This window comes from Pseudomonas sp. BF-R-19 (assembly GCF_019956445.1).
Lineage (GTDB): Bacteria > Pseudomonadota > Gammaproteobacteria > Pseudomonadales > Pseudomonadaceae > Aquipseudomonas > Aquipseudomonas fluorescens_BH.
Window position 1 is genome coordinate 1 of record NZ_JAHBDN010000037.1, and the last position, 17,760, is coordinate 17,760.

At 58.8% G+C, this 17,760-nt stretch carries 22 protein-coding genes; 13 read left to right on the top strand and 9 right to left on the bottom strand.

What is annotated here, in order from left to right; genetic code table 11:
• The 8 genes from KGB28_RS06100 to KGB28_RS06135 form a co-directional block, all read left to right on the top strand.
• The coding region (locus KGB28_RS06100; RefSeq protein ID WP_223443933.1) for an NAD(P)(+) transhydrogenase (Re/Si-specific) subunit beta at nt 1–152 on the top strand (152 nt) is incomplete at its 5' end.
• 214 nt (nt 153–366) lie between these two features.
• Nucleotides 367–1,860 (top strand): acetyl-CoA hydrolase/transferase family protein, encoded by a 1,494-nt coding sequence (locus tag KGB28_RS06105; RefSeq protein WP_008018492.1) that lies wholly within the window; start codon nt 367–369, stop codon nt 1,858–1,860.
• Nucleotides 1,861–2,179: 319 nt separating this feature from the next.
• The gene (locus KGB28_RS06110) at nt 2,180–2,395 is read left to right on the top strand and encodes a DUF1127 domain-containing protein (protein ID WP_108218709.1); all 216 of its coding nucleotides are present in this window, start codon (nt 2,180–2,182) and stop codon (nt 2,393–2,395) included.
• A gap of 257 nt (nt 2,396–2,652) precedes the next feature.
• The gene (locus KGB28_RS06115) at nt 2,653–2,862 is read left to right on the top strand and encodes a DUF1127 domain-containing protein (protein WP_223443476.1); all 210 of its coding nucleotides are present in this window, start codon (nt 2,653–2,655) and stop codon (nt 2,860–2,862) included.
• 142 nt (nt 2,863–3,004) lie between these two features.
• Nucleotides 3,005–3,322 (top strand): DUF2388 domain-containing protein, encoded by a 318-nt coding sequence (locus tag KGB28_RS06120; RefSeq protein WP_223443478.1) that lies wholly within the window; start codon nt 3,005–3,007, stop codon nt 3,320–3,322.
• Nucleotides 3,323–3,427: 105 nt separating this feature from the next.
• The gene (locus tag KGB28_RS06125; protein WP_150728196.1) at nt 3,428–3,745 is read left to right on the top strand and encodes a DUF2388 domain-containing protein; all 318 of its coding nucleotides are present in this window, start codon (nt 3,428–3,430) and stop codon (nt 3,743–3,745) included.
• Between the two features lie 28 nt (nt 3,746–3,773).
• Entirely contained in the window at nt 3,774–4,094 is a 321-nt protein-coding gene (locus KGB28_RS06130) for a DUF2388 domain-containing protein (RefSeq protein ID WP_057712574.1), read from the top strand.
• Entirely contained in the window at nt 4,091–6,052 is a 1,962-nt protein-coding gene (locus tag KGB28_RS06135; RefSeq protein ID WP_223443481.1) for a DUF4105 domain-containing protein, read from the top strand. Before KGB28_RS06130 ends, KGB28_RS06135 begins: the two co-directional genes overlap by 4 nt.
• 63 nt (nt 6,053–6,115) lie before the next feature.
• On the opposite strand, the gene trpA is transcribed toward KGB28_RS06135, so the two are convergent.
• Nucleotides 6,116–6,928 (bottom strand): tryptophan synthase subunit alpha, encoded by an 813-nt coding sequence (gene trpA / locus KGB28_RS06140; RefSeq protein ID WP_223443484.1) that lies wholly within the window; start codon nt 6,926–6,928, stop codon nt 6,116–6,118.
• Nucleotides 6,928–8,148, bottom strand: a complete 1,221-nt coding sequence (trpB, locus tag KGB28_RS06145; RefSeq protein ID WP_008002146.1) for a tryptophan synthase subunit beta — start codon at nt 8,146–8,148, stop codon at nt 6,928–6,930. The genes trpA and trpB overlap by 1 nt, the downstream gene beginning before the upstream one ends.
• Nucleotides 8,149–8,272: 124 nt before the next feature.
• Here trpB and KGB28_RS06150 point away from each other — a divergent pair, with 124 nt between their 5' ends.
• Nucleotides 8,273–9,166 (top strand): LysR family transcriptional regulator, encoded by an 894-nt coding sequence (locus tag KGB28_RS06150; RefSeq protein WP_223443486.1) that lies wholly within the window; start codon nt 8,273–8,275, stop codon nt 9,164–9,166.
• On the opposite strand, the gene KGB28_RS06155 is transcribed toward KGB28_RS06150, so the two are convergent.
• Nucleotides 9,163–9,486, bottom strand: a complete 324-nt coding sequence (locus tag KGB28_RS06155) for a YqjD family protein (protein WP_150728191.1) — start codon at nt 9,484–9,486, stop codon at nt 9,163–9,165. The genes KGB28_RS06150 and KGB28_RS06155 overlap by 4 nt on opposite strands.
• A 157-nt stretch (nt 9,487–9,643) precedes the next feature.
• On the opposite strand from KGB28_RS06155, the gene KGB28_RS06160 reads away from it, so the two are divergent.
• Together KGB28_RS06160 and KGB28_RS06165 are read left to right on the top strand one after the other, a co-directional pair.
• Nucleotides 9,644–9,859 carry a dodecin gene (locus KGB28_RS06160; protein WP_095942957.1) on the top strand — a complete coding sequence of 72 codons (216 nt, stop codon included), beginning with the start codon at nt 9,644–9,646 and terminating at the stop codon, nt 9,857–9,859.
• Nucleotides 9,860–9,980: 121 nt separating this feature from the next.
• A complete protein-coding gene (locus tag KGB28_RS06165) occupies nt 9,981–10,202 on the top strand; it encodes a DUF1161 domain-containing protein (protein WP_008045869.1) in 222 nt (73 codons plus the stop codon).
• 68 nt (nt 10,203–10,270) lie between these two features.
• Here the strand turns inward: KGB28_RS06165 and KGB28_RS06170 are convergent, their stop codons facing one another.
• Nucleotides 10,271–11,272: an LLM class flavin-dependent oxidoreductase gene (locus tag KGB28_RS06170; RefSeq protein ID WP_223443488.1), complete on the bottom strand. Its 1,002-nt coding sequence runs from the start codon at nt 11,270–11,272 to the stop codon at nt 10,271–10,273.
• A gap of 390 nt (nt 11,273–11,662) precedes the next feature.
• Between KGB28_RS06170 and KGB28_RS06175 the strand changes: the two genes are divergently transcribed.
• The gene (locus KGB28_RS06175) at nt 11,663–11,896 is read left to right on the top strand and encodes a DUF1161 domain-containing protein (RefSeq protein ID WP_104450431.1); all 234 of its coding nucleotides are present in this window, start codon (nt 11,663–11,665) and stop codon (nt 11,894–11,896) included.
• A gap of 4 nt (nt 11,897–11,900) precedes the next feature.
• Here KGB28_RS06175 and KGB28_RS06180 read toward each other — a convergent pair whose 3' ends face one another.
• Together KGB28_RS06180 and KGB28_RS06185 are read right to left on the bottom strand one after the other, a co-directional pair.
• On the bottom strand, nt 11,901–12,320 hold the full coding sequence (locus KGB28_RS06180) for a hypothetical protein (protein WP_223443490.1): 420 nt from the start codon (nt 12,318–12,320) through the stop codon (nt 11,901–11,903).
• Between the two features lie 40 nt (nt 12,321–12,360).
• Nucleotides 12,361–12,783 (bottom strand): hypothetical protein, encoded by a 423-nt coding sequence (locus tag KGB28_RS06185; RefSeq protein WP_223443492.1) that lies wholly within the window; start codon nt 12,781–12,783, stop codon nt 12,361–12,363.
• 59 nt (nt 12,784–12,842) lie between these two features.
• Here KGB28_RS06185 and KGB28_RS06190 point away from each other — a divergent pair, with 59 nt between their 5' ends.
• Nucleotides 12,843–13,940, top strand: coding sequence for an aminopeptidase (locus tag KGB28_RS06190; RefSeq protein ID WP_223443494.1), 1,098 nt, complete (start codon nt 12,843–12,845; stop codon nt 13,938–13,940).
• Here the strand turns inward: KGB28_RS06190 and KGB28_RS06195 are convergent.
• The 3 genes from KGB28_RS06195 to KGB28_RS06205 all read right to left on the bottom strand — a co-directional run bounded on the left by KGB28_RS06195 (nt 13,922) and on the right by KGB28_RS06205 (nt 17,696).
• On the bottom strand, nt 13,922–15,151 hold the full coding sequence (locus KGB28_RS06195) for a nucleoside recognition domain-containing protein (protein WP_223443495.1): 1,230 nt from the start codon (nt 15,149–15,151) through the stop codon (nt 13,922–13,924). The two genes, KGB28_RS06190 and KGB28_RS06195, sit on opposite strands and share 19 nt — an antisense overlap.
• 205 nt (nt 15,152–15,356) lie before the next feature.
• The gene (gene gltP, locus KGB28_RS06200) at nt 15,357–16,688 is read right to left on the bottom strand and encodes a glutamate/aspartate:proton symporter GltP (RefSeq protein ID WP_223443497.1); all 1,332 of its coding nucleotides are present in this window, start codon (nt 16,686–16,688) and stop codon (nt 15,357–15,359) included.
• An 843-nt stretch (nt 16,689–17,531) separates the two neighbouring features.
• Nucleotides 17,532–17,696 carry a DUF1328 domain-containing protein gene (locus KGB28_RS06205; protein WP_003177151.1) on the bottom strand — a complete coding sequence of 55 codons (165 nt, stop codon included), beginning with the start codon at nt 17,694–17,696 and terminating at the stop codon, nt 17,532–17,534.
• Between the last annotated feature and the right edge of the window lie 64 nt (nt 17,697–17,760).

The window sequence follows — 17,760 nt, forward strand, 5'->3', positions numbered from 1 at the left end:
CGTTCAAGGCCAAGACCATCATCGTCAACAAGCGCTCGATGGCCAGCGGCTACGCCGGCCTGGACAACGAACTGTTCTACCTGGACAAAACCATGATGGTGTTCGGCGACGCTAAAAAGGTCATCGAAGACATGGTCAAAGCCGTCGACTAACCCTCTGCGGCAAACAAAAACGCCCCGACTCGTCGGGGCGTTTTTGTTTGCGCAAATCGTCGAACAAACTATCCTTTTGTTACCGATCCGGTAACGGTGTTTTGCTTGAAAGGCCCGGAATAGACGCCTCGATTGCGACCTTGGTAGCGGGACAGAAGCTGGCGCAATTCACTAGACTGCACGTCCTGCTACCTGTTGCCCGAGATAACAATCCATGTACCGTGACCGTATTCGCCTGCCTTCGTTGTTGGACAAAGTGATGAGCGCCGCCGACGCTGCCGCTCTGATTGAGGACGGCATGACCGTCGGCATGAGTGGCTTTACTCGCGCAGGCGAAGCCAAGGCCGTCCCCCAGGCGCTGGCCGAGCGTGCCAAGGTCACGCCGCTGAAGATCAGCCTGATGACGGGCGCAAGCCTGGGCAACGACCTCGACAAGCAGCTGACCGAAGCCGGTGTGTTGTCGCGACGCATGCCGTTTCAGGTCGACAGCACCCTGCGCAAGGCGATCAATGCCGGCGAGGTCATGTTCATCGACCAGCACTTGTCGGAAACCGTGGAGCAATTGCGCAACCAGCAATTGAAGCTGCCGGACATCGCCGTGATTGAAGCCGTAGCGATCACCGAGCAAGGGCATATCGTGCCAACCACCTCGGTCGGCAACTCGGCCAGCTTCGCGATTTTCGCCAAGCACGTGATCGTCGAGATCAACATGGCGCACAACCCGAATCTCGAAGGCCTGCACGACATCTATATTCCAACCTATCGTCCAACCCGCACGCCGATCCCGCTGGTCAAGGTCGACGATCGCATTGGCAGCACCGCCATCCCGATTCCAGCGGAAAAAATCGTCGCCATCGTGGTCACCAACCAGGCTGACTCGCCCTCCACGGTGCTGGCACCGGATGCCGAGACCCAAGCCATTGCCGACCACCTGATCGACTTCTTCAAACAGGAAGTGGCAGCCGGGCGCATGACCAACAAGCTCGGTCCGCTACAAGCCGGCATCGGCACCATCGCCAACTCGGTGATGTGTGGCCTGATCGACTCGCCGTTCGAAGACCTGACGATGTATTCCGAGGTGCTGCAGGACTCGACCTTCGACCTGATCGATGCGGGCAAGCTGAGTTTTGCCTCGGGCAGTTCGATCACCCTGTCGAGCCGGCGCAATGCCGACGTGTTCGGCAATCTGGAGCGCTACAAGGACAAACTGGTGCTGCGCCCGCAGGAGATTTCCAACCACCCTGAAGTCGTGCGCCGCCTCGGCATCATCGGCATCAACACGGCACTGGAGTTCGACATCTATGGCAACGTCAACTCCACTCACGTCTGCGGCACGCGGATGATGAACGGCATCGGTGGCTCGGGCGACTTCGCGCGCAACGCGCACCTGTCCGTGTTCGTGACCAAGTCGATCGCCAAGGGCGGTGCGATCTCCAGCGTGGTGCCGATGGTCAGCCATGTTGACCACACCGAACATGACGTCGACATCCTCGTGACCGAAGTGGGCCTGGCAGACTTGCGCGGCCTGGCGCCCCGGGAGCGTGCCCGGGTCATCATCGACAAGTGCGTGCACCCGGATTACCGCCAGGCGCTGAATGATTACTTCACCGCCGCGTGCGCCATCGGCGGGCACACCCCACACATCCTGCGTGACGCCCTGAGCTGGCACATCAACCTGGAAGAAACCGGGCAAATGCTGAAGAAGTAACTGGTACAGATAGCAGCTGGCGCAAACACAGTTTCGTCAGCTTGCTCCTGCTTCTTCGGAATATGAAAAAAACTGTACTGCTGTACTGGTCATTTCTTTAGGAAAACTCCTACCTTGCCGGGCAAAAACAGTAGTTTTGCACCATGACAGTGCAGGCAGGTACAGTTGCCTCAATTTAGACCAGTACACCCCCTATAAACAGTTAACTGAGCTCTCACAATACAGATGAACTGTATCTACAGAGACTAGGCAAACGAGAGGATCATGGGCACCAGTTAAACCACTACCTAATCCCGCCATAAGCGGAAGGATGACCACCATGGAACGTACACTCAGTTCCGATCTGTTCTTTCAAGACACTGCTGCAAAAACCCAGGCTTCCCTGCCTCTGCGCGTTATTGCCAACCTGATGCTGTGGCAGCGCCGCATCACCAGCCGCCATCAACTGGCTCGCCTGGATTCGCGTCTGCTGGCTGACGCCGGGATTAGCGAAGCACAACGCTACGAAGAGCTGAGCAAGCCGTTCTGGCGCTAAGTTAGCGTCGCTGGCTCTGACCTGAAGGTCCACCGCCAGCAACCCGAATTGAAAAAACAAAACCCGTCGTGGGAAACCACGACGGGTTTTGTCGTTTTGGCCTGTCAAATCCGCTCGTACAGTAGGAAACTAGGACACCAGTACAGCTTGCAAAAATAACTAATTGGATGAGTACAATATCGTCGCGGTGTGTCTGTAGCGGATATTCGACCGGTGTCAGCATGGAGCCCTCCACTTATCAGGACAGGGACCGCGCCATGAGTTCTTTACAGGATGTTTCTACACCACAGGTTCAATCGAGACCTTGCTTGCGCTGGGCTAGATACCTGTTAACAAGACTCTTCGCTAGTCTGGAAAGGGCGAGAACACGACGTTTACTGGCTCAACTCGATGATCGTCAGCTATCGGATCTTTGCATCAGCCATGCTGAGCGCATCAATGAATTGGATAAACCGTTCTGGCGCTGACTGCCTGTTTGCATGACGGGCTGTTCGAATTGACACACTCAGGCCTAATATCAGGTCAGAACGTGGCGAGCGCCAAGCGCCTGGCGTCTGAATTTGCAGACACTGCGCCATCTTCCAATCGACTTACCCTAGGAGTTACACCATGTCCCGACTTCGCCTGCTCAGCGCTGCAGCCCTGCTTGCCGTGGCTGCCAATTCCCACGCCACCAGTTTTATCGTGACCACCGACGCAGTCGTTGGGGCACTCAAATCCAGTTCCGATGCGACGTCCAACATCACGTCTTCGTTCAAAGATGACAAGATCGTGCTCGCAGCGCGTGACGACGCCGCCAGCTTCGTTGCCAGCGAAGGTTCCATCCGTGGGGTGAAACTGGAAAGTGCGCTCGACCATATTCGTCATCAGGCACCCCAGTTGAACGCAACCGATGCACAACTGGCGCAGGCGATCCTGACGATCTGATCGACTTCTGGCCGGGGACACGCTCGACGTGTCCCATTATTTCCGTGCTGGCTCTGGAATGGGCCTTGCGCTAGCCTTGGGACTCACTTTTAACTGTCGAGTCTCATGCGTTTTCTTGCAAATCTGTTGATCACTCCAGTCATGATTACTGCCGCCTGTTCAGGCTCAGCCCACGCTTACGACGCCTTTAACCTGTCAACCCAAGGGATCGTGGCCAGTGGATATGCCACAAGCATGGTGACCTCCGCTCCCTTCGACCATAAACTGCTGCTCGCGGCCCAGGATGACGCCGCGGCATTCATTGCCAGTGACGGCCAACTGAGAGGTGCACGACTGGAGTCGGCCCTGCGGTATCTGCGCCGAACCCAGGCAAAACTTCATGCCAGCGACCTTGAACTGGCACAGGCAATTCTCGTCCAATAGTTATCCCTGTTTTTTCTGGAGTCATTCCATGCGTAACCCGCTGATTGCTGCCACCTTAGGCCTGCTGCTGTTGGCCGATGTGGCCCAGGCACATACTCTGGTTGCCACCAGTAATATTCTGATCCGTGCTACCCAGCGCACCCTCGATTTCACCTCCGACACCACCACGTCCATTCGCGATTCGAAAATCGTGCGCGAAGCCCAGGACGACGCCGCCAGTTTCGTTGCCAGCAATGGCGACATTCGTGGCGCTCACCTGGAATCCGCCTTCGATTTGCTGCGCACCCGCGTGCCGGAAGCTCGTGACGCCAGTGACCAGGATCTCGCTGAAGCCATCCTCGCACTGTGAAGTGTCCAGGTGCCTGGCTGCTGGCCGGGGCCCTGTTGCTGCTCGGCAACACGGCCCACGCTGGCCTTCAATTACAGCTCAAGACCGAAGGTCTGACTCCCGCGCAACAGCAAGCCAGCCAGGCGTTGCTCGATGAAGCCATGCAGGCACTGCCGCCACGCTTTGTCGAGCAACTCGATCGACGCATCGATGTCGGCTGGACCGATGACATGCCGAGAAATGCCTACGGTCAGGCGACACTGGTGTCCGAACTCGATCTGAACCGCAACCTGCTGGCCGGCCTCACCGATGGCAGCGCCGCAACTAAAAAAACCCATCGCCCCCATGGCACCGTGCGCCGGGAAATGCTCGCCACGGTGTTGCACGAGCTGTCTCACATCTACGATCGCTCACGCCTGTGGCCAAAGGCGGAGCGCACACTGATTCAACGCTGTACCCGCCAAGACAGCAGTTCAGGGCTGGTCGGCATCCCCGATCAATGCCGCGGCCAGACCGGCCGCCGCTTTACCCTCAGCGATGATCCACGCCTGCTCGACCTCGCCGGCTGGCCGCAATACGTCGGCCGTCGTGGCGAGCGCGAACAGTACAACCGGCAGATCGCGCGCAGCCCGGACATCTACGAGACGAGCAGCCCCAAGGAGTTCGTCGCAGTCAATATGGAGTACTTCCTGCTCGATCCGAGCTACGCCTGCCGTCGTCCCGCACTGTACCGCTACTACAAAGAGCACTTTGGCTGGGCGCCCGCTGCCAAAAACGCTTGCGGCAAAACCGTCGCCTTCCTCAATGCCGGCAGTGACTTCGCCAAAACACCACTGGGACAGGTCGATCCTGAACGGGTTTACGCCATCGACTACCTGCTGGCCGAGGCTAACCAGAACTTGTTCAGCTACTGGGGTCACAGCATGTTGCGCCTGGTCATTTGCGCACCGGGCCGGCCTCGCGGGCCGGATTGCCGACTGGACCTGGACCAGCATCTGGTGCTGTCGTACCGCGCCTTTGTGGGTGACGTGCAGATGTCGAGCTGGAATGGGTTGGTCGGTAAGTACCCGTCGCGCCTGTTTGTCCTGCCACTTTCCCAGGTAATCGACGAATACACCAAGACCGAGTTGCGCAGCCTGGCCTCAGTCCCACTGAACCTGTCGCGCCGCGAGATCGAAGATGTGGTGGAACACGCCGCCGAAATGCACTGGAGCTACGACGGCAACTACTTCTTCCTGTCCAACAACTGTGCGGTAGAGGGACTGAAACTGCTGCGTAGCAGCACTAACAACCCGCAACTGGTGGGTCTGGACAACATCATGCCCAACGGCATGCTCGAAGTGCTCAAGGGTCGTGGCCTGGCCGATACCAGCGTGCTGGATGATCCTCGCGAAGCACTGCGCCTGGGTTATCGCTTCGATTCCTTCCGTGATCGCTACCAGGCGATGTTCGAAGTGTTGAGAAAGCAGATGCCGATCAAACAGGAAACTGTCGAAGAGTGGCTGGATTTGAAAGCCGCAGAGCGGCGGCAATGGTTCGAGCAGGCTGATTTGCGTACTAGCGCAGCATTGCTGCTGCTGGAGCAGGCGAGTTTCCGTCGACAGATGTTGCTGGCCCAGGACGAAGTGAAGCAACGCTATCTGGGCGCTCGGGAGCTGAAAAACGGCGGAATGGACAAGGCCAACGAGACGCTGAAGCAGATTCTCGCCAACAGCGGCTTCCTCAGCCGCCCGGCAGAGCTGCTGGGGACCGCAGGTTACGGGTTGCCACAACCGAGCGAATGGCAGCATCTGGAAGCGGAAAGCAGCCAGCGCCAGAAGCAGCTCCTGTCGCTGTCCGGGGATCTGGACAAGGAAGTGAGAGCGCTGCTTGAACCAGGCCGCGCCGCCGAAATGGCCGCCAACGAAGCCAACGTGAAGCAGATTGGTGAACACCTGCGCAAACTGCACAAGGCATCAGGCGGGATAGAGTTGCCTTGATACCGCAACCTTGTGGAAGCAAGCTCGCTCCCACAAGGTTTACAGTGTTTAGGAGCTTTACCTTCAGCTGACGCGGGCCTTACGCACGCCTTCGGCCAACGCCGAGCACAGGCTCAGTACGCCATCCACGGCTTGTTCCGGGGAAGTGGCATTGGCGATGTGATCGATCAACGCCGAGCCCACCACAACACCGTCGGCCAGACGCGCGATAGACGCCGCCTGCTCCGGCGTCCGGATACCGAAGCCGATGCTGATCGGCAGGTCGGTATGGCGGCGCAGACGGGCGACCGCTTCCTCGACGTGTTCCAGCGTGGCGGCACCGGCGCCGGTCACACCGGCCACCGAGACGTAGTAGACGAAGCCGGAGCTGCCGTTGAGAACGGTCGGCAGGCGCACGTCGTCGGTGGTTGGCGTGGTCAGGCGAATGAAGTCCAGGCCCGCGGCCTGTGCCGGGTCGCACAGCTCGCCGTTATGCTCGGGCGGCAGGTCGACCACGATCAGGCCGTCAACACCGGCCTCCTTGGCTTCGGCGATGAAGCGCGGTACGCCGTACATGTGAATCGGGTTGAAGTAACCCATCAGCACCAGCGGCGTTTCGTTGTTGTTCTGGCGGAACTCGCGAACCATTTGCAGGGTTTTCGCCAGATTCTGCTTGGCACCCAACGCACGGATGTTGGCGAGCTGGATTGCCGGGCCATCAGCCATCGGGTCGGTGAAGGGCATGCCCAGTTCGATCACGTCGGCACCAGCCGCCGGCAAGCCCTTGAGGATTGCCAGGGACGTGTCATAGCTCGGGTCGCCAGCGGTCACGAAGGTCACCAGGGCGGCGCGGTTCTGTTCCTTGAGTTCGGCAAAACGCGTTTGCAGGCGGCTCATCAGTGTTTCTCCTGCTTGGATTGTTCCATGTGGTGCATCACGGTCTGCATGTCTTTGTCGCCACGGCCGGACAGGTTGACCACCATCAGGTGATCTTTTGGCAAAGTCGGTGCACGCTTGAATACTTCAGCCAGGGCATGGGCGCTTTCCAGGGCAGGGATGATCCCTTCCAGGCGGCAGCACTGGTGGAACGCAGCCAAAGCTTCGTCGTCAGTTACCGAGGTGTACTGAACGCGGCCGATGTCATGCAACCAGGCGTGTTCCGGGCCGATGCCCGGGTAGTCCAGGCCAGCGGAGATCGAGTGGGCGTCGATGATCTGGCCATCGTCGTCCTGCAGCAGGAAAGTACGATTGCCGTGCAGGACGCCTGGAACGCCGCCATTCAGGCTGGCCGCATGCTTGCCGGTCTCGATGCCGTAACCGGCGGCTTCGACGCCGATGATCTCGACACTCTTGTCGTCGAGGAACGGGTGGAACAGGCCCATGGCGTTCGAACCACCGCCGATGCACGCCACCAGGCTGTCCGGCAGGCGGCCTTCCTGGGCTTGCAGCTGTTCGCGGGTTTCCTTGCCGATCACGGCCTGGAAGTCGCGAACCATTGCCGGGTAAGGGTGCGGACCGGCCACGGTGCCGATCAGGTAGAAAGTGCTGTCGACGTTGGTCACCCAGTCACGCAGGGCTTCGTTCATCGCGTCTTTCAGCGTGCCGGTACCGGCTACCACCGGGATCACTTCGGCACCCAGCAGCTTCATGCGGAACACGTTGGCCTGCTGACGCTCGATGTCAGTGGTGCCCATGTAAATCACACAGTCCAGACCGAAACGCGCAGCGACGGTGGCCGTGGCCACACCGTGCATGCCGGCGCCGGTCTCGGCGATGATGCGCTTTTTGCCCATGCGCCGCGCCAGCAGGATCTGGCCGATGCAGTTGTTGATCTTGTGCGCGCCGGTGTGGTTCAGCTCTTCACGCTTGAGGTAGATCTTCGCGCCCCCGCAGAACTCGGTCAGACGCTCGGCGAAGTACAGGGGACTTGGACGTCCGACGTAGTCGCGCTGGAAGTAGGCCAGTTCTTCCTTGAATGCAGGATCTTCCTTGGCCAACTCATATTCGCGGGCCAGGTCGAGGATCAACGGCATCAGGGTTTCGGCAACGTAGCGGCCGCCGAACGCGCCAAACAGGCCGTTGGCATCAGGGCCGTTGCGCAGATTAGTCTGGGTCATGGGGCGCTCCAGTTGAATGCGTGAAGTGATGCATAAAGAGATAGTGGGCTTCACTCTACCCCTGACGCCCCGACCTGAAAACCGATAAGATCGCCACAACCTGTCAGGAAAACTCACAGATCAAATGAGCCATGACCTTCCTCCGCTGAACGCGCTTCGCGCCTTCGAAGCTACTGCCCGCTTGAACAGCGTCAGTCAGGCCGCCGAACAGCTGCACGTCACCCACGGCGCGGTCAGCCGGCAACTCAAGGTGCTTGAAGAGCACCTCGGCGTAAGCCTGTTCATCAAGGACGGTCGCGGCCTGAAACTCACAGATGCCGGGCTGCGACTGCGCGACGCCAGCAGCGAAGCCTTCGAGCGCCTGCGCGGCGTTTGCGCCGAACTCACACAAAGCACAGCCGATGCACCATTCGTGCTCGGTTGCTCGGGAAGCCTGCTGGCGCGCTGGTTTATCCCGCGACTGGGGCGGCTCAATGCCGACCTGCCGGACTTGCGCCTGCACCTGTCGGCCGGAGAAGGCGATCTGGATCCGCGCAGACCGGGGCTGGATGCCTTGCTGGTATTTGCCGAGCCACCCTGGCCGGCGGACATGCAGGTTTTTGAGTTGGCCAGCGAACGCATCGGCCCGGTCATGAGCCCTCGGTTCGCCGGCTATGAACGGCTCCAGCAGGCGCCGGAAACCGCACTGTTGAACGAACCCTTGCTGCACACCACCTCACGCCCGCAAGCCTGGCCGAACTGGGCGCAACCACGCGGCCTCGACGCCAGGGCGCTGAAGTACGGTCAGGGATTTGAACATTTGTATTACTTGCTGGAAGCCGCCGTCGCAGGTCTGGGCGTGGCGATTGCCCCCGAACCCTTGGTGACAGAGGACTTGAAGGCCGGCCGCCTGGTTGCGCCTTGGGGCTTCAGTGAAACCCCGGCGCAACTGGCGTTGTGGCTACCCAAGCGCGCCGCGGACGGGCGCGCCCGACAACTGGCGCAGTGGCTCAAGAACGAACTGCGTCGAGCGGATTAATCACGTTTGCACAACAGATAAGCGGCCAGCAGGCCCAGTGCGCCCACGGCGACACCGGCTGTTGTCCAGGGGTGCTCCTGGGCGTAGTCCCGTGTAGCAATCCCGGTTTCGCGGGTTTTGACCTTGACCTCCTCATAAGCATCGGCAAGCAGATGGCGCGAGTGCTTCAAGGCATTCTCGGCGTTGCTTTTCAGGGTATTGAGGGTTTTACGCGACTCGTCCGAGGCGTCGCCCTTCAGGCTTTCCAAAGACTTGAGCAGACTCTCGATCTCGGCTTCCATGCTTTGCAATGAGGCTTTGCGTAACGAGGTATTGGCCATGGTGGCTCTCCTGCATTGGTGATGAGTGGCGTGTGTTGGTTGGGACTTCATGGGTTCGAGAAAGTGCAGAAAATCTGAACTTCACCCTCAGAACGGCCAACAGAAGAAATAGGAAAAATCACTGCTAGTCTGTAATTCACACGCCGAGGAGAACGCCATGTCTGACCATCACACCTACAAGAAAGTCGAGCTGATCGGCTCGTCCACCAGCAGTATCGAAGATGCGATCAACAACGCGCTGACCGAAGCCAGCAAAAGCATCAAGTACATGGAATGGTTTGAGGTAACCGAGACCCGTGGGCATATCAGGGACGGCAAGGCTGCACACTTTCAGGTGACCTTGAAAGTCGGGTTCCGGATTGCCAGCAGCTGACTTTGGGCTAGTCTTCTGAACTTGCACGCCGGTCGAATGCCATAGGGAATGGCAAAGCACTACATGAGTGCGTCCGGCTGACGGCTGGTTACCCCTATGATCCGACCAGGGAATGCAACCGATGAAGAAGTTTATGTTGGCAGTAGGTTTGTTGAGCCTTGCGGGGAGCGCATTGGCGGGCGGCAAGCCATGCGAAGAGCTGAAAGCGGAAATCGCAGCGAAACTTGATGCCAAGGGCGTTTCCGGTTATTCGCTGGAGATTGTCGATAAAGGTGCCGCTGCCGGCGGGAAAGTTGTTGGCAAATGCGAAGCGGGCGCCAAAGTGATCGTCTATAAAAAGTAGGCCGATTCCCACTTGAATGGAAAAGCCGACGTCAGGGCGTCGGCTTTTTCATGCCTGCATTTTGAGTATCAGCCTCGCATGACCTGCGCCAGCAACTCGTAGGAATGCACGCGATCGGAATGTTCGTACAGGTCACAGGTGAAAATCAGCTCGTCGGCCTGGGTCTGTTCGATCAGGACCTCGAGTTTGGCGCGGATTTTCTGCGGGCTGCCGATCATCGCCAGGCCAAGGAAATCGTGCACGGCGTCTTTCTCATGGGGCAACCACAGGCCGTCCATGGTCTTCACCGGCGGACGCTGTACCAGGCTTTGGCCACGCATCAGGGCGAGAATTCGCTGGAACACCGAGGTCGCCAGGTAATCGGCCTGCTCGTCGGTATCAGCTGCCACCAAAGGCACACCAAGCATCACGTAGGGTTTGTCCAAAACGGCTGACGGTTTGAAGTGATTGCGGTAGACCCGAATCGCTTCATGCATGTAGCGCGGTGCGAAATGCGATGCGAAGGCGTAGGGCAAGCCACGCTCACCCGCCAGTTGCGCACTGAACAGGCTCGACCCCAACAACCAGACCGGCACATTGGTCCCGGTTCCCGGCATCGCGATGATGCGTTGGTCCGGGGTACGTGGCCCGAGGTAGCGCACCAGTTCCGCCACATCTTCCGGGAAGTCGTCGGCGCTGCCGGAACGCTCACGGCGCAACGCACGTGCGGTCATCTGGTCGGAGCCGGGGGCGCGACCCAGGCCCAGGTCGATCCGGCCCGGATAAAGGCTTTCCAGGGTGCCGAACTGTTCGGCGATCACCAACGGTGCGTGGTTGGGCAACATCACCCCGCCCGAACCGACTCGAATGGTCGACGTACCACCGGCCAGGTAACCAAGCAGCACCGAGGTCGCGGAACTGGCGATGCCATCCATGTTGTGGTGCTCAGCCACCCAGAAGCGGTTGTAACCGAATCTTTCGACGTGCTGCGCCAAGTCCAGCGAGTTGCGCAGCGACTGGGCCGCGCTGCCGTTCTCGCGCACCGGCACCAGATCGAGGGTCGAGAACTTGATATCGGACAGTCGTTTCATAAACCTGCTTCTCCAATTGAGGGCGCAGGTTTGTTCTTGCGAACGCAAACCTGCCGAATCCAAAAGCGTGTTCATGCAATGAGGGCATATACCCGAGTTTCAATAGCCCGGTAAAAAATCCCGCGAAAAAAGCGGATTGATCAGACAGAACCACCCGGTGTCCAAAGTGCTGAATGCGAAGATCAGACTGGAGGCCACACTGGTCGGCTAGATTTTCGTTGAAAACAAAAGATCGCAGCCTTACGCAACCTGCCGGGATCATTCGGTAGAAGGTGCTCAGTCTGCGATCTTTTTTGCGTGGAGACAGACTTGCCCACTAAAACTGTGGTCGAATAAATGACAGCAGCGAAAACCCACGACTGTGCGTGCTGCCTCAAAGGAGCTTCAACCATGAAACGTTTTGCCCTGGCGGTTATCTGTTGCGCTCTGGCCACCTCGGCCCTCGCGGCGCCGAAACCCTGCGAAGAACTCAAGGCCGAGATCGAAGCCAAGATCCAGGCCAGCGGCGTCACTTCCTACACGCTTGAAATCGTCACCAACGACGAGGTACACGACCAGAACATGGTCGTTGGCTCGTGCGAAAACGGCACCAAGAAAATCATCTACCAGAAAAACGACCGCTGACCGCTCACATCAGGCAGTAGGATTCCCGGTCTTCTGCAACAATTTCGCGCTTGGCGTTGTACAGCCGGGCGCCGGGGGTAAAGGCGATGGAACGGCCTTCGAGCACATAACGCTGGCCGGCTTCGAAATGATCGTATTTGATGGTCAGGTAGCACAGCCGCTCAGAAGGGCCGCCCATCATGCCCAACCCGCCACCGGGTACTTCAAAGTCGAAACGCACGATCAGTTCATGGCTGCCCGGCGCGACCTCAAAAAAACGCCCGTCGCGCAGGCGTTGTTTATCCAGTCGTTCGGCCATCAGCAATTTATCGTTGGGGAAGGGCGTAGAGAATTCGACCCAGGCCATTTGTGGATTAGGTGTCGGCATCGGGCTTTGGCAACCCACGACAACACTGGCGGCGAGTAACAGCATCAACCTGCGCATGATGGATGTCCCAAGGGATATACATCCAGCATAACGCCGATCAGCTGTGTTGACAGCCTGCCGGCGTGCCTTGGCCAATCACTTTGCGCTGTTGATCGTAGAGTTTCGCCCAAGGCCGAAAGCCGATGTTCCCCGCCTGTAGCTGATAACGCTCGCCCGCGTTGAAGTCGCTGAATTTCACGTTCAGCTGGCAATCGCGCCACAACGGCTCGGCGTCTGGGCCGATATTGGTGGGCTGGACCGCGAATTGGTAGCGGACCGTCAACTCATGGCTACCGGGATGAACCTGGAAATAGCGTTTATCGTCGGTGGCCTTGTCATCGACCTCCAGCGCTTGCAGCGTCGTATCTTCTTGCTTCGAGTCCAGGTCGATCCAGGCTTGCGCAGGATCAGGGCGGGGTAGTCCAAAAAAAGCACAGCCGGCCAGCATCAGCAGGCCTCCTGTCACTATCAACATGCGCATAGCGGAGCTCCAGTCAGGCGGGATAGTCTTGCGGAAAGACTCTCCAAGGAAGAATTATTGTGATCAGGCCGCTTCCTAGCCTTGGGTTACTTGATCGCGTTTTTCGCGTTTTGTTTCCGGGTGTGTTGTTTTTGTTGCTCAACGGTTGCGCCAGCATCAGCTACTACAACCAACTGGCCAGCGGCCAACTGCAGTTGCTGCGGGCCAGGGAGCCTGTTTCCAGCGTGGTTGCCGACCCGGCGCGCGATCAAAAACTGCGCACACACCTGGAGCAATCGCAAAAGGCACGAACCTTCGCCAGCCAGCAATTGCACCTGCCGGATAACCAGAGCTACCGCTTGTACGCGGACATTGGGCGCCCCTTCGTCGTCTGGAATGTCTTCGCCACGCCGGAATTTTCCCTAAAACCCGTAAACCACTGCTTCCCCATCGCCGGTTGCGTGGCCTATCGCGGTTACTACAGCCAGAGCGCAGCCCGCGGCGCAGCGGCTTTGCAACGCTTGCAGGGCATGGACGTGTCGATTGGTGGTGTCGAAGCCTATTCGACACTCGGCTGGTTCAACGACCCGATCATCAGTTCGATGATGGGCTGGGGGGATGAGCGATTGGCCACGTTGATCTTTCACGAGCTGGCCCATCAACGCTTCTATGTGAAGGACGACACGGAGTTCAACGAATCCTTCGCCACCTTCGTCGAGCAGGAAGGTACTCGCCAATGGCGCGCCTACCGCCACCTGCCACCGGATAACAATGCGCAGGCACGTCAGCGCGAACAGTTCACTGGGTTGGTGCTCAAGACTCGCGCCCGCCTGGAAAAACTCTACACCTTGCCGTTGCCAACCGAACAAATGCGCCAGCGCAAGGCGGCCGAGTTCGAGCGCTTGCGCAGCGAATACCGGCAATTACGTGACAGTCAGTGGGCCGCCGACAAACGCTACGACGCCTGGATCTATGCTCCCATGAACAACGCCCGGTTATTGCCGTTTGGCTTGTACGACCAATGGGTACCAGCATTTGCCGCGCTGTTCCATCAGGAGGATGGCGACTGGCTTAAATTTTACGCCGCCGTGGAAAAGCTTGGCGCCTTGCCGACGGACGAGCGCAAGGCCGCGCTGAAGGCTTTGGCTGACGGAGCCGATCAACCAAAGAACCAGTAGCAAACCCCGATCGCACCCAGCACCCCGGCAAGCTCGGCCAGCAACGCACAACCGACAGCATGGCGTGCGCGCTGGATGCCCACGGCGCCGAAGTACACCGCCAGGACATAGAACGTCGTTTCGGTACTGCCCTGGACCGTTGCCGCCACCAGCGCCGGGAAGCTGTCCACGCCCGAGGTCTTCATGGTTTCAATCAGCATCGCCCGGGCGGCGCTACCGGAGAAGGGTTTGACCATCGCCGTCGGCAGGGCGTCAACGAAACGCGTGTCCCAACCGGCCCATTCCACCAGATGACGGATCCCGTCCAGACCGAAGTCCAGTGCCCCGGACGCGCGCAGTACGCCCACCGCGCAGAGCATCGCCACCAGGTAAGGCAGCAGGTTCTTGGCGACGTCAAAACCCTCTTTGGCTCCTTCAACGAAGGCCTCGTAGACCTTCACTTTGCGCAGCGCGCCGATCAGTAAAAACAGCATGATCAGGCCAAACAGCGTCACGTTGCCGAGGATCGATGACAGGCCGGCCAGCGCAGTCGCCGAAAGGGTCGCCAGCAACGCCATGAAACCACCGAGGGCGAGGGCGCCGGGGATCAGGTAGGCCAGCACCACCGGGTCCCAGATGCGCAGACGCTGCATGAATGCCACCGACAGGAAGCCGACAATGGTCGAGCAGCTGGTCGCCAGCAGGATCGGCAGGAACACCAGCGTCGGGTCGGGCGCGCCTTGCTGGGCGCGATACATGAAGATCGTCACCGGCAGCAGGGTCAGCGAGGAGGCGTTGAGCACCAGGAACAGGATCTGTGCGTTGCTGGCGACGGTCGCGCTGGGATTGAGTTCTTGCAGCGCCTTCATTGCCTTGAGGCCGATCGGTGTGGCGGCGTTGTCCAGCCCCAGGCCATTGGCGGCGAAGTTCAGGGTGATCAGGCCGATGGCCGGATGACCCGGCGGGACTTCAGGCATCAGGCGCAAGAACAGTGGCCCCAGGGCCTTGGCCAGCCATTCGACGATGCCGGCTTTCTCGGCAATGCGCAGAAAACCCAGCCAGAGAGTAAGAGTGCCAAACAGCAGCACCATGACTTCGACCGACAGCTTGGCCATGGCAAAAATGCTTTCCACCATCGCCGCGAATATCCCGGCGTTGCCACCAATCAGCCACTGCGCCAGCGCCGATACGGCTGCCACGATGAAGAAGCCAAGCCATAGGCCATTGAGCATCAGTCAAATCCCCCCAAAAGATCCGCGAATGATAGCGGGGTGGCCAGAAACGACAAACCCCGGATTTCTCCGGGGTTTGTTTGTTACTGCCTGCACAATTCCAATGTGGGAGCAGGCTTGCTCGCGAAAGCGGTGTGTCATTCAGCATTGAATTGGCTGACATGACGCCTTCGCGAGCAAGCCCGCTCCCACAAGGGGTTTTGCATCAGCTCTTGGAAACTTCACCCGCCGGCAGCTTTTCCTTGCTGCGCCAGTGCGGCAGGGAGTTCCAGTAACGCTGGCCTTTGGCGTCGTCGTACATGCCTTCCCAACGAGCGATAACCAGAACCGCCAGTGCGTTGCCGATCACGTTCAGTGCGGTACGGGCCATGTCCATGACGCGGTCGACACCGGCGATGAACGCCAGGCCTTCCAGTGGAATACCGACGCTGCCAAGGGTAGCCAGCAGTACCACGAAGGACACGCCCGGTACGCCGGCGATGCCTTTGGAGGTGACCATCAAGGTCAGTACCAGCAACAGTTGCTGGCTGATCGACAGGTCGATGCCATACAGCTGGGCAATGAAGATCGCCGCGATGCTCTGGTACAGGGTCGAACCGTCGAGGTTGAACGAGTAACCGGTCGGCACCACGAAGCTGCAAATGGCTTTCGGTGCGCCGTAGGCTTCCATCTTCTCGATCACGCGCGGCAGCACGGTTTCGGAGCTGGCGGTGGAGTAGGCCAGTACCAGCTCATCCTTGAAGATGCGCATCAGCTTGATCACCGAGAAGCCGAACAGGCGAGCGATCAGGCCCAGGATCACGAAAGCGAAGAAGGCGATGGCGACGTAAACCAGGATCACCAGTTTGGCCAGCGGTATCAGCGACGCGAAGCCGAAGTTGGCCACAGTCACCGCGATCAGTGCGAACACGCCGATCGGGGCGTAGTTCATGATCATGTGAGTGACCTTGAACATGCTTTCCGATACGCCCTGGAACATCTTCACCAGCGGCTCGCGCAGGTCCGCCTGCAGGCTCGACAAACCGAGACCGAACAATACGGAGAAGAAGATGATCGGCAGCATTTCGCCGCGAACCATGGCCGCGAAGATGTTCGACGGGATCAGGTTGAGGATGGTTTCGATGAACGCGTGTTCATGCTGAACCTCGGCCGCCGTAGCCTGGTACTTGGAAATGTCCACAGTGCCCAGGGTGCTCATGTCGATGCCGGCACCCGGATGGAACAGGTTGGCCAGCAGCAGACCGACCACGATGGCGATGGTGGTGACGATCTCGAAGTAGATGATGGTCTTGAAGCCGATGCGCCCCAGCTTCTTGGCGTCACCGACGCCGGCAATGCCGACGATCAAAGAGGAGATGACGATCGGGATCACGATCATCTTGATCAGACGGATAAAGATATCGCCTGCCGGTTGCAGGACGTTGCTGATCCACCAGGCTTTTTCGGCACTGAAATGGTTGAGCAGCGCACCGATTGCAATCCCCAATACCAGACCGATGAGGATCTGCCAGGCGAGGCTAAGCTTTGCCTTCTTCATATCTTTACCCTTACTTGTTGTTTGACTCAGGGAGATGCGCGAACTGGAACGCTTGTGGCGAAAAAGTCCAGTGCATCTGCCCCCCGTATAAGGTGCCCCGGAGCGCGTGTTTACGGCTCTCTGGCAGGCGAAAAAAGGCGCAACTATTCCGATGCAAGGGAGCGCCGTCTAATGCCGTAAACGCCTACCCCATGCCGAATCGGCATGAGGTTTTTTTAGCGAAACACGCGTCCCAACCGGTTCGAATACGACATTTCGGCAGGCATAAGTGCCGTGAACCGGTCATCACAGAGCAGATTGAATGTTTTTTGAGCAGTGGCCGAGCGTTGATTTTTCAGCAAAATCCCGCCGGACGAAGGGAAAAATCGCGGCCAAAGAAGGGTGATTTTTCTCGATATACGGTCGCTGGTGAAACACCGGGAAAAGTATTTTCCGACGTAACAAGGACAAGAACGAGAAAACAGTGAGGAAATCGGGACGAGCGCTCTATTTCAATGTGTTGCGTGATCAAGCCCTTCGCAAGCCCGTCGAGCCTTGGCGGTCCGACGAACTTGCGCAGCAGCTTTTCCTGACCCGGCCCTTGCGCAGGTACTCCCTGTACCCGTAGGTCACTGCGCCCCTGAAACAGGCATAACGTCCCGACCCCTTGGTCATGCGCCGGCCTTCCTCAGGTGGCGCAGGTGGAAAGAGGCGCTGTGGCCTCCTTCGTGTACAAATTCAAATGCTCTATCAACAAGCCCTGCATGCGCAGGTCAGGCATGTCGGGAAAACGCCAGCCCGCATGCCATGGCACTACCGCCCAACAGCAGGGCGGCTGCCAGTGTCTTGAACAACCCTCTCATGTCAGCCTCGACCGCGACGGCCAAAGAAGAAGGAGGCAATGAACATCACCAGGAACACGACAAACAGAATCTTGGCGATACCCGTGGCGGTGCCCGCGATACCACCGAAGCCCAGTACAGCGGCGATGATGGCGATGATCAGGAATGTGATTGCCCAGCTCAACATGGTGATTCTCCTTACGCTTGTGTTTAGAGGTGCTGCGTTTCCCGGCGCATGGGGTGCGGCGGAA

Excerpts from the sequence above, each read along its gene's own strand:
- KGB28_RS06105 (WP_008018492.1), top strand. The coding sequence starts at position 367 with ATGTACCGTGACCGTATTCGCCTGCCTTCGTTGTTGGACAAAGTGATG.
- KGB28_RS06110 (WP_108218709.1), top strand. The coding sequence starts at position 2,180 with ATGGAACGTACACTCAGTTCCGATCTGTTCTTTCAAGACACTGCTGCA.
- KGB28_RS06115 (WP_223443476.1), top strand. The coding sequence starts at position 2,653 with ATGAGTTCTTTACAGGATGTTTCTACACCACAGGTTCAATCGAGACCT.
- KGB28_RS06120 (WP_223443478.1), top strand. The coding sequence starts at position 3,005 with ATGTCCCGACTTCGCCTGCTCAGCGCTGCAGCCCTGCTTGCCGTGGCT.
- KGB28_RS06125 (WP_150728196.1), top strand. The coding sequence starts at position 3,428 with ATGCGTTTTCTTGCAAATCTGTTGATCACTCCAGTCATGATTACTGCC.
- KGB28_RS06130 (WP_057712574.1), top strand. The coding sequence starts at position 3,774 with ATGCGTAACCCGCTGATTGCTGCCACCTTAGGCCTGCTGCTGTTGGCC.
- trpA (WP_223443484.1), bottom strand. The coding sequence starts at position 6,928 with ATGAGCCGCCTGCAAACGCGTTTTGCCGAACTCAAGGAACAGAACCGC.
- trpB (WP_008002146.1), bottom strand. The coding sequence starts at position 8,148 with ATGACCCAGACTAATCTGCGCAACGGCCCTGATGCCAACGGCCTGTTT.
- KGB28_RS06150 (WP_223443486.1), top strand. The coding sequence starts at position 8,273 with ATGAGCCATGACCTTCCTCCGCTGAACGCGCTTCGCGCCTTCGAAGCT.
- KGB28_RS06155 (WP_150728191.1), bottom strand. The coding sequence starts at position 9,486 with ATGGCCAATACCTCGTTACGCAAAGCCTCATTGCAAAGCATGGAAGCC.
- KGB28_RS06160 (WP_095942957.1), top strand. The coding sequence starts at position 9,644 with ATGTCTGACCATCACACCTACAAGAAAGTCGAGCTGATCGGCTCGTCC.
- KGB28_RS06165 (WP_008045869.1), top strand. The coding sequence starts at position 9,981 with ATGAAGAAGTTTATGTTGGCAGTAGGTTTGTTGAGCCTTGCGGGGAGC.
- KGB28_RS06170 (WP_223443488.1), bottom strand. The coding sequence starts at position 11,272 with ATGAAACGACTGTCCGATATCAAGTTCTCGACCCTCGATCTGGTGCCG.
- KGB28_RS06175 (WP_104450431.1), top strand. The coding sequence starts at position 11,663 with ATGAAACGTTTTGCCCTGGCGGTTATCTGTTGCGCTCTGGCCACCTCG.
- KGB28_RS06180 (WP_223443490.1), bottom strand. The coding sequence starts at position 12,320 with ATGCGCAGGTTGATGCTGTTACTCGCCGCCAGTGTTGTCGTGGGTTGC.
- KGB28_RS06185 (WP_223443492.1), bottom strand. The coding sequence starts at position 12,783 with ATGCGCATGTTGATAGTGACAGGAGGCCTGCTGATGCTGGCCGGCTGT.
- KGB28_RS06195 (WP_223443495.1), bottom strand. The coding sequence starts at position 15,151 with ATGCTCAATGGCCTATGGCTTGGCTTCTTCATCGTGGCAGCCGTATCG.
- gltP (WP_223443497.1), bottom strand. The coding sequence starts at position 16,688 with ATGAAGAAGGCAAAGCTTAGCCTCGCCTGGCAGATCCTCATCGGTCTG.
- KGB28_RS06205 (WP_003177151.1), bottom strand. The coding sequence starts at position 17,696 with ATGTTGAGCTGGGCAATCACATTCCTGATCATCGCCATCATCGCCGCT.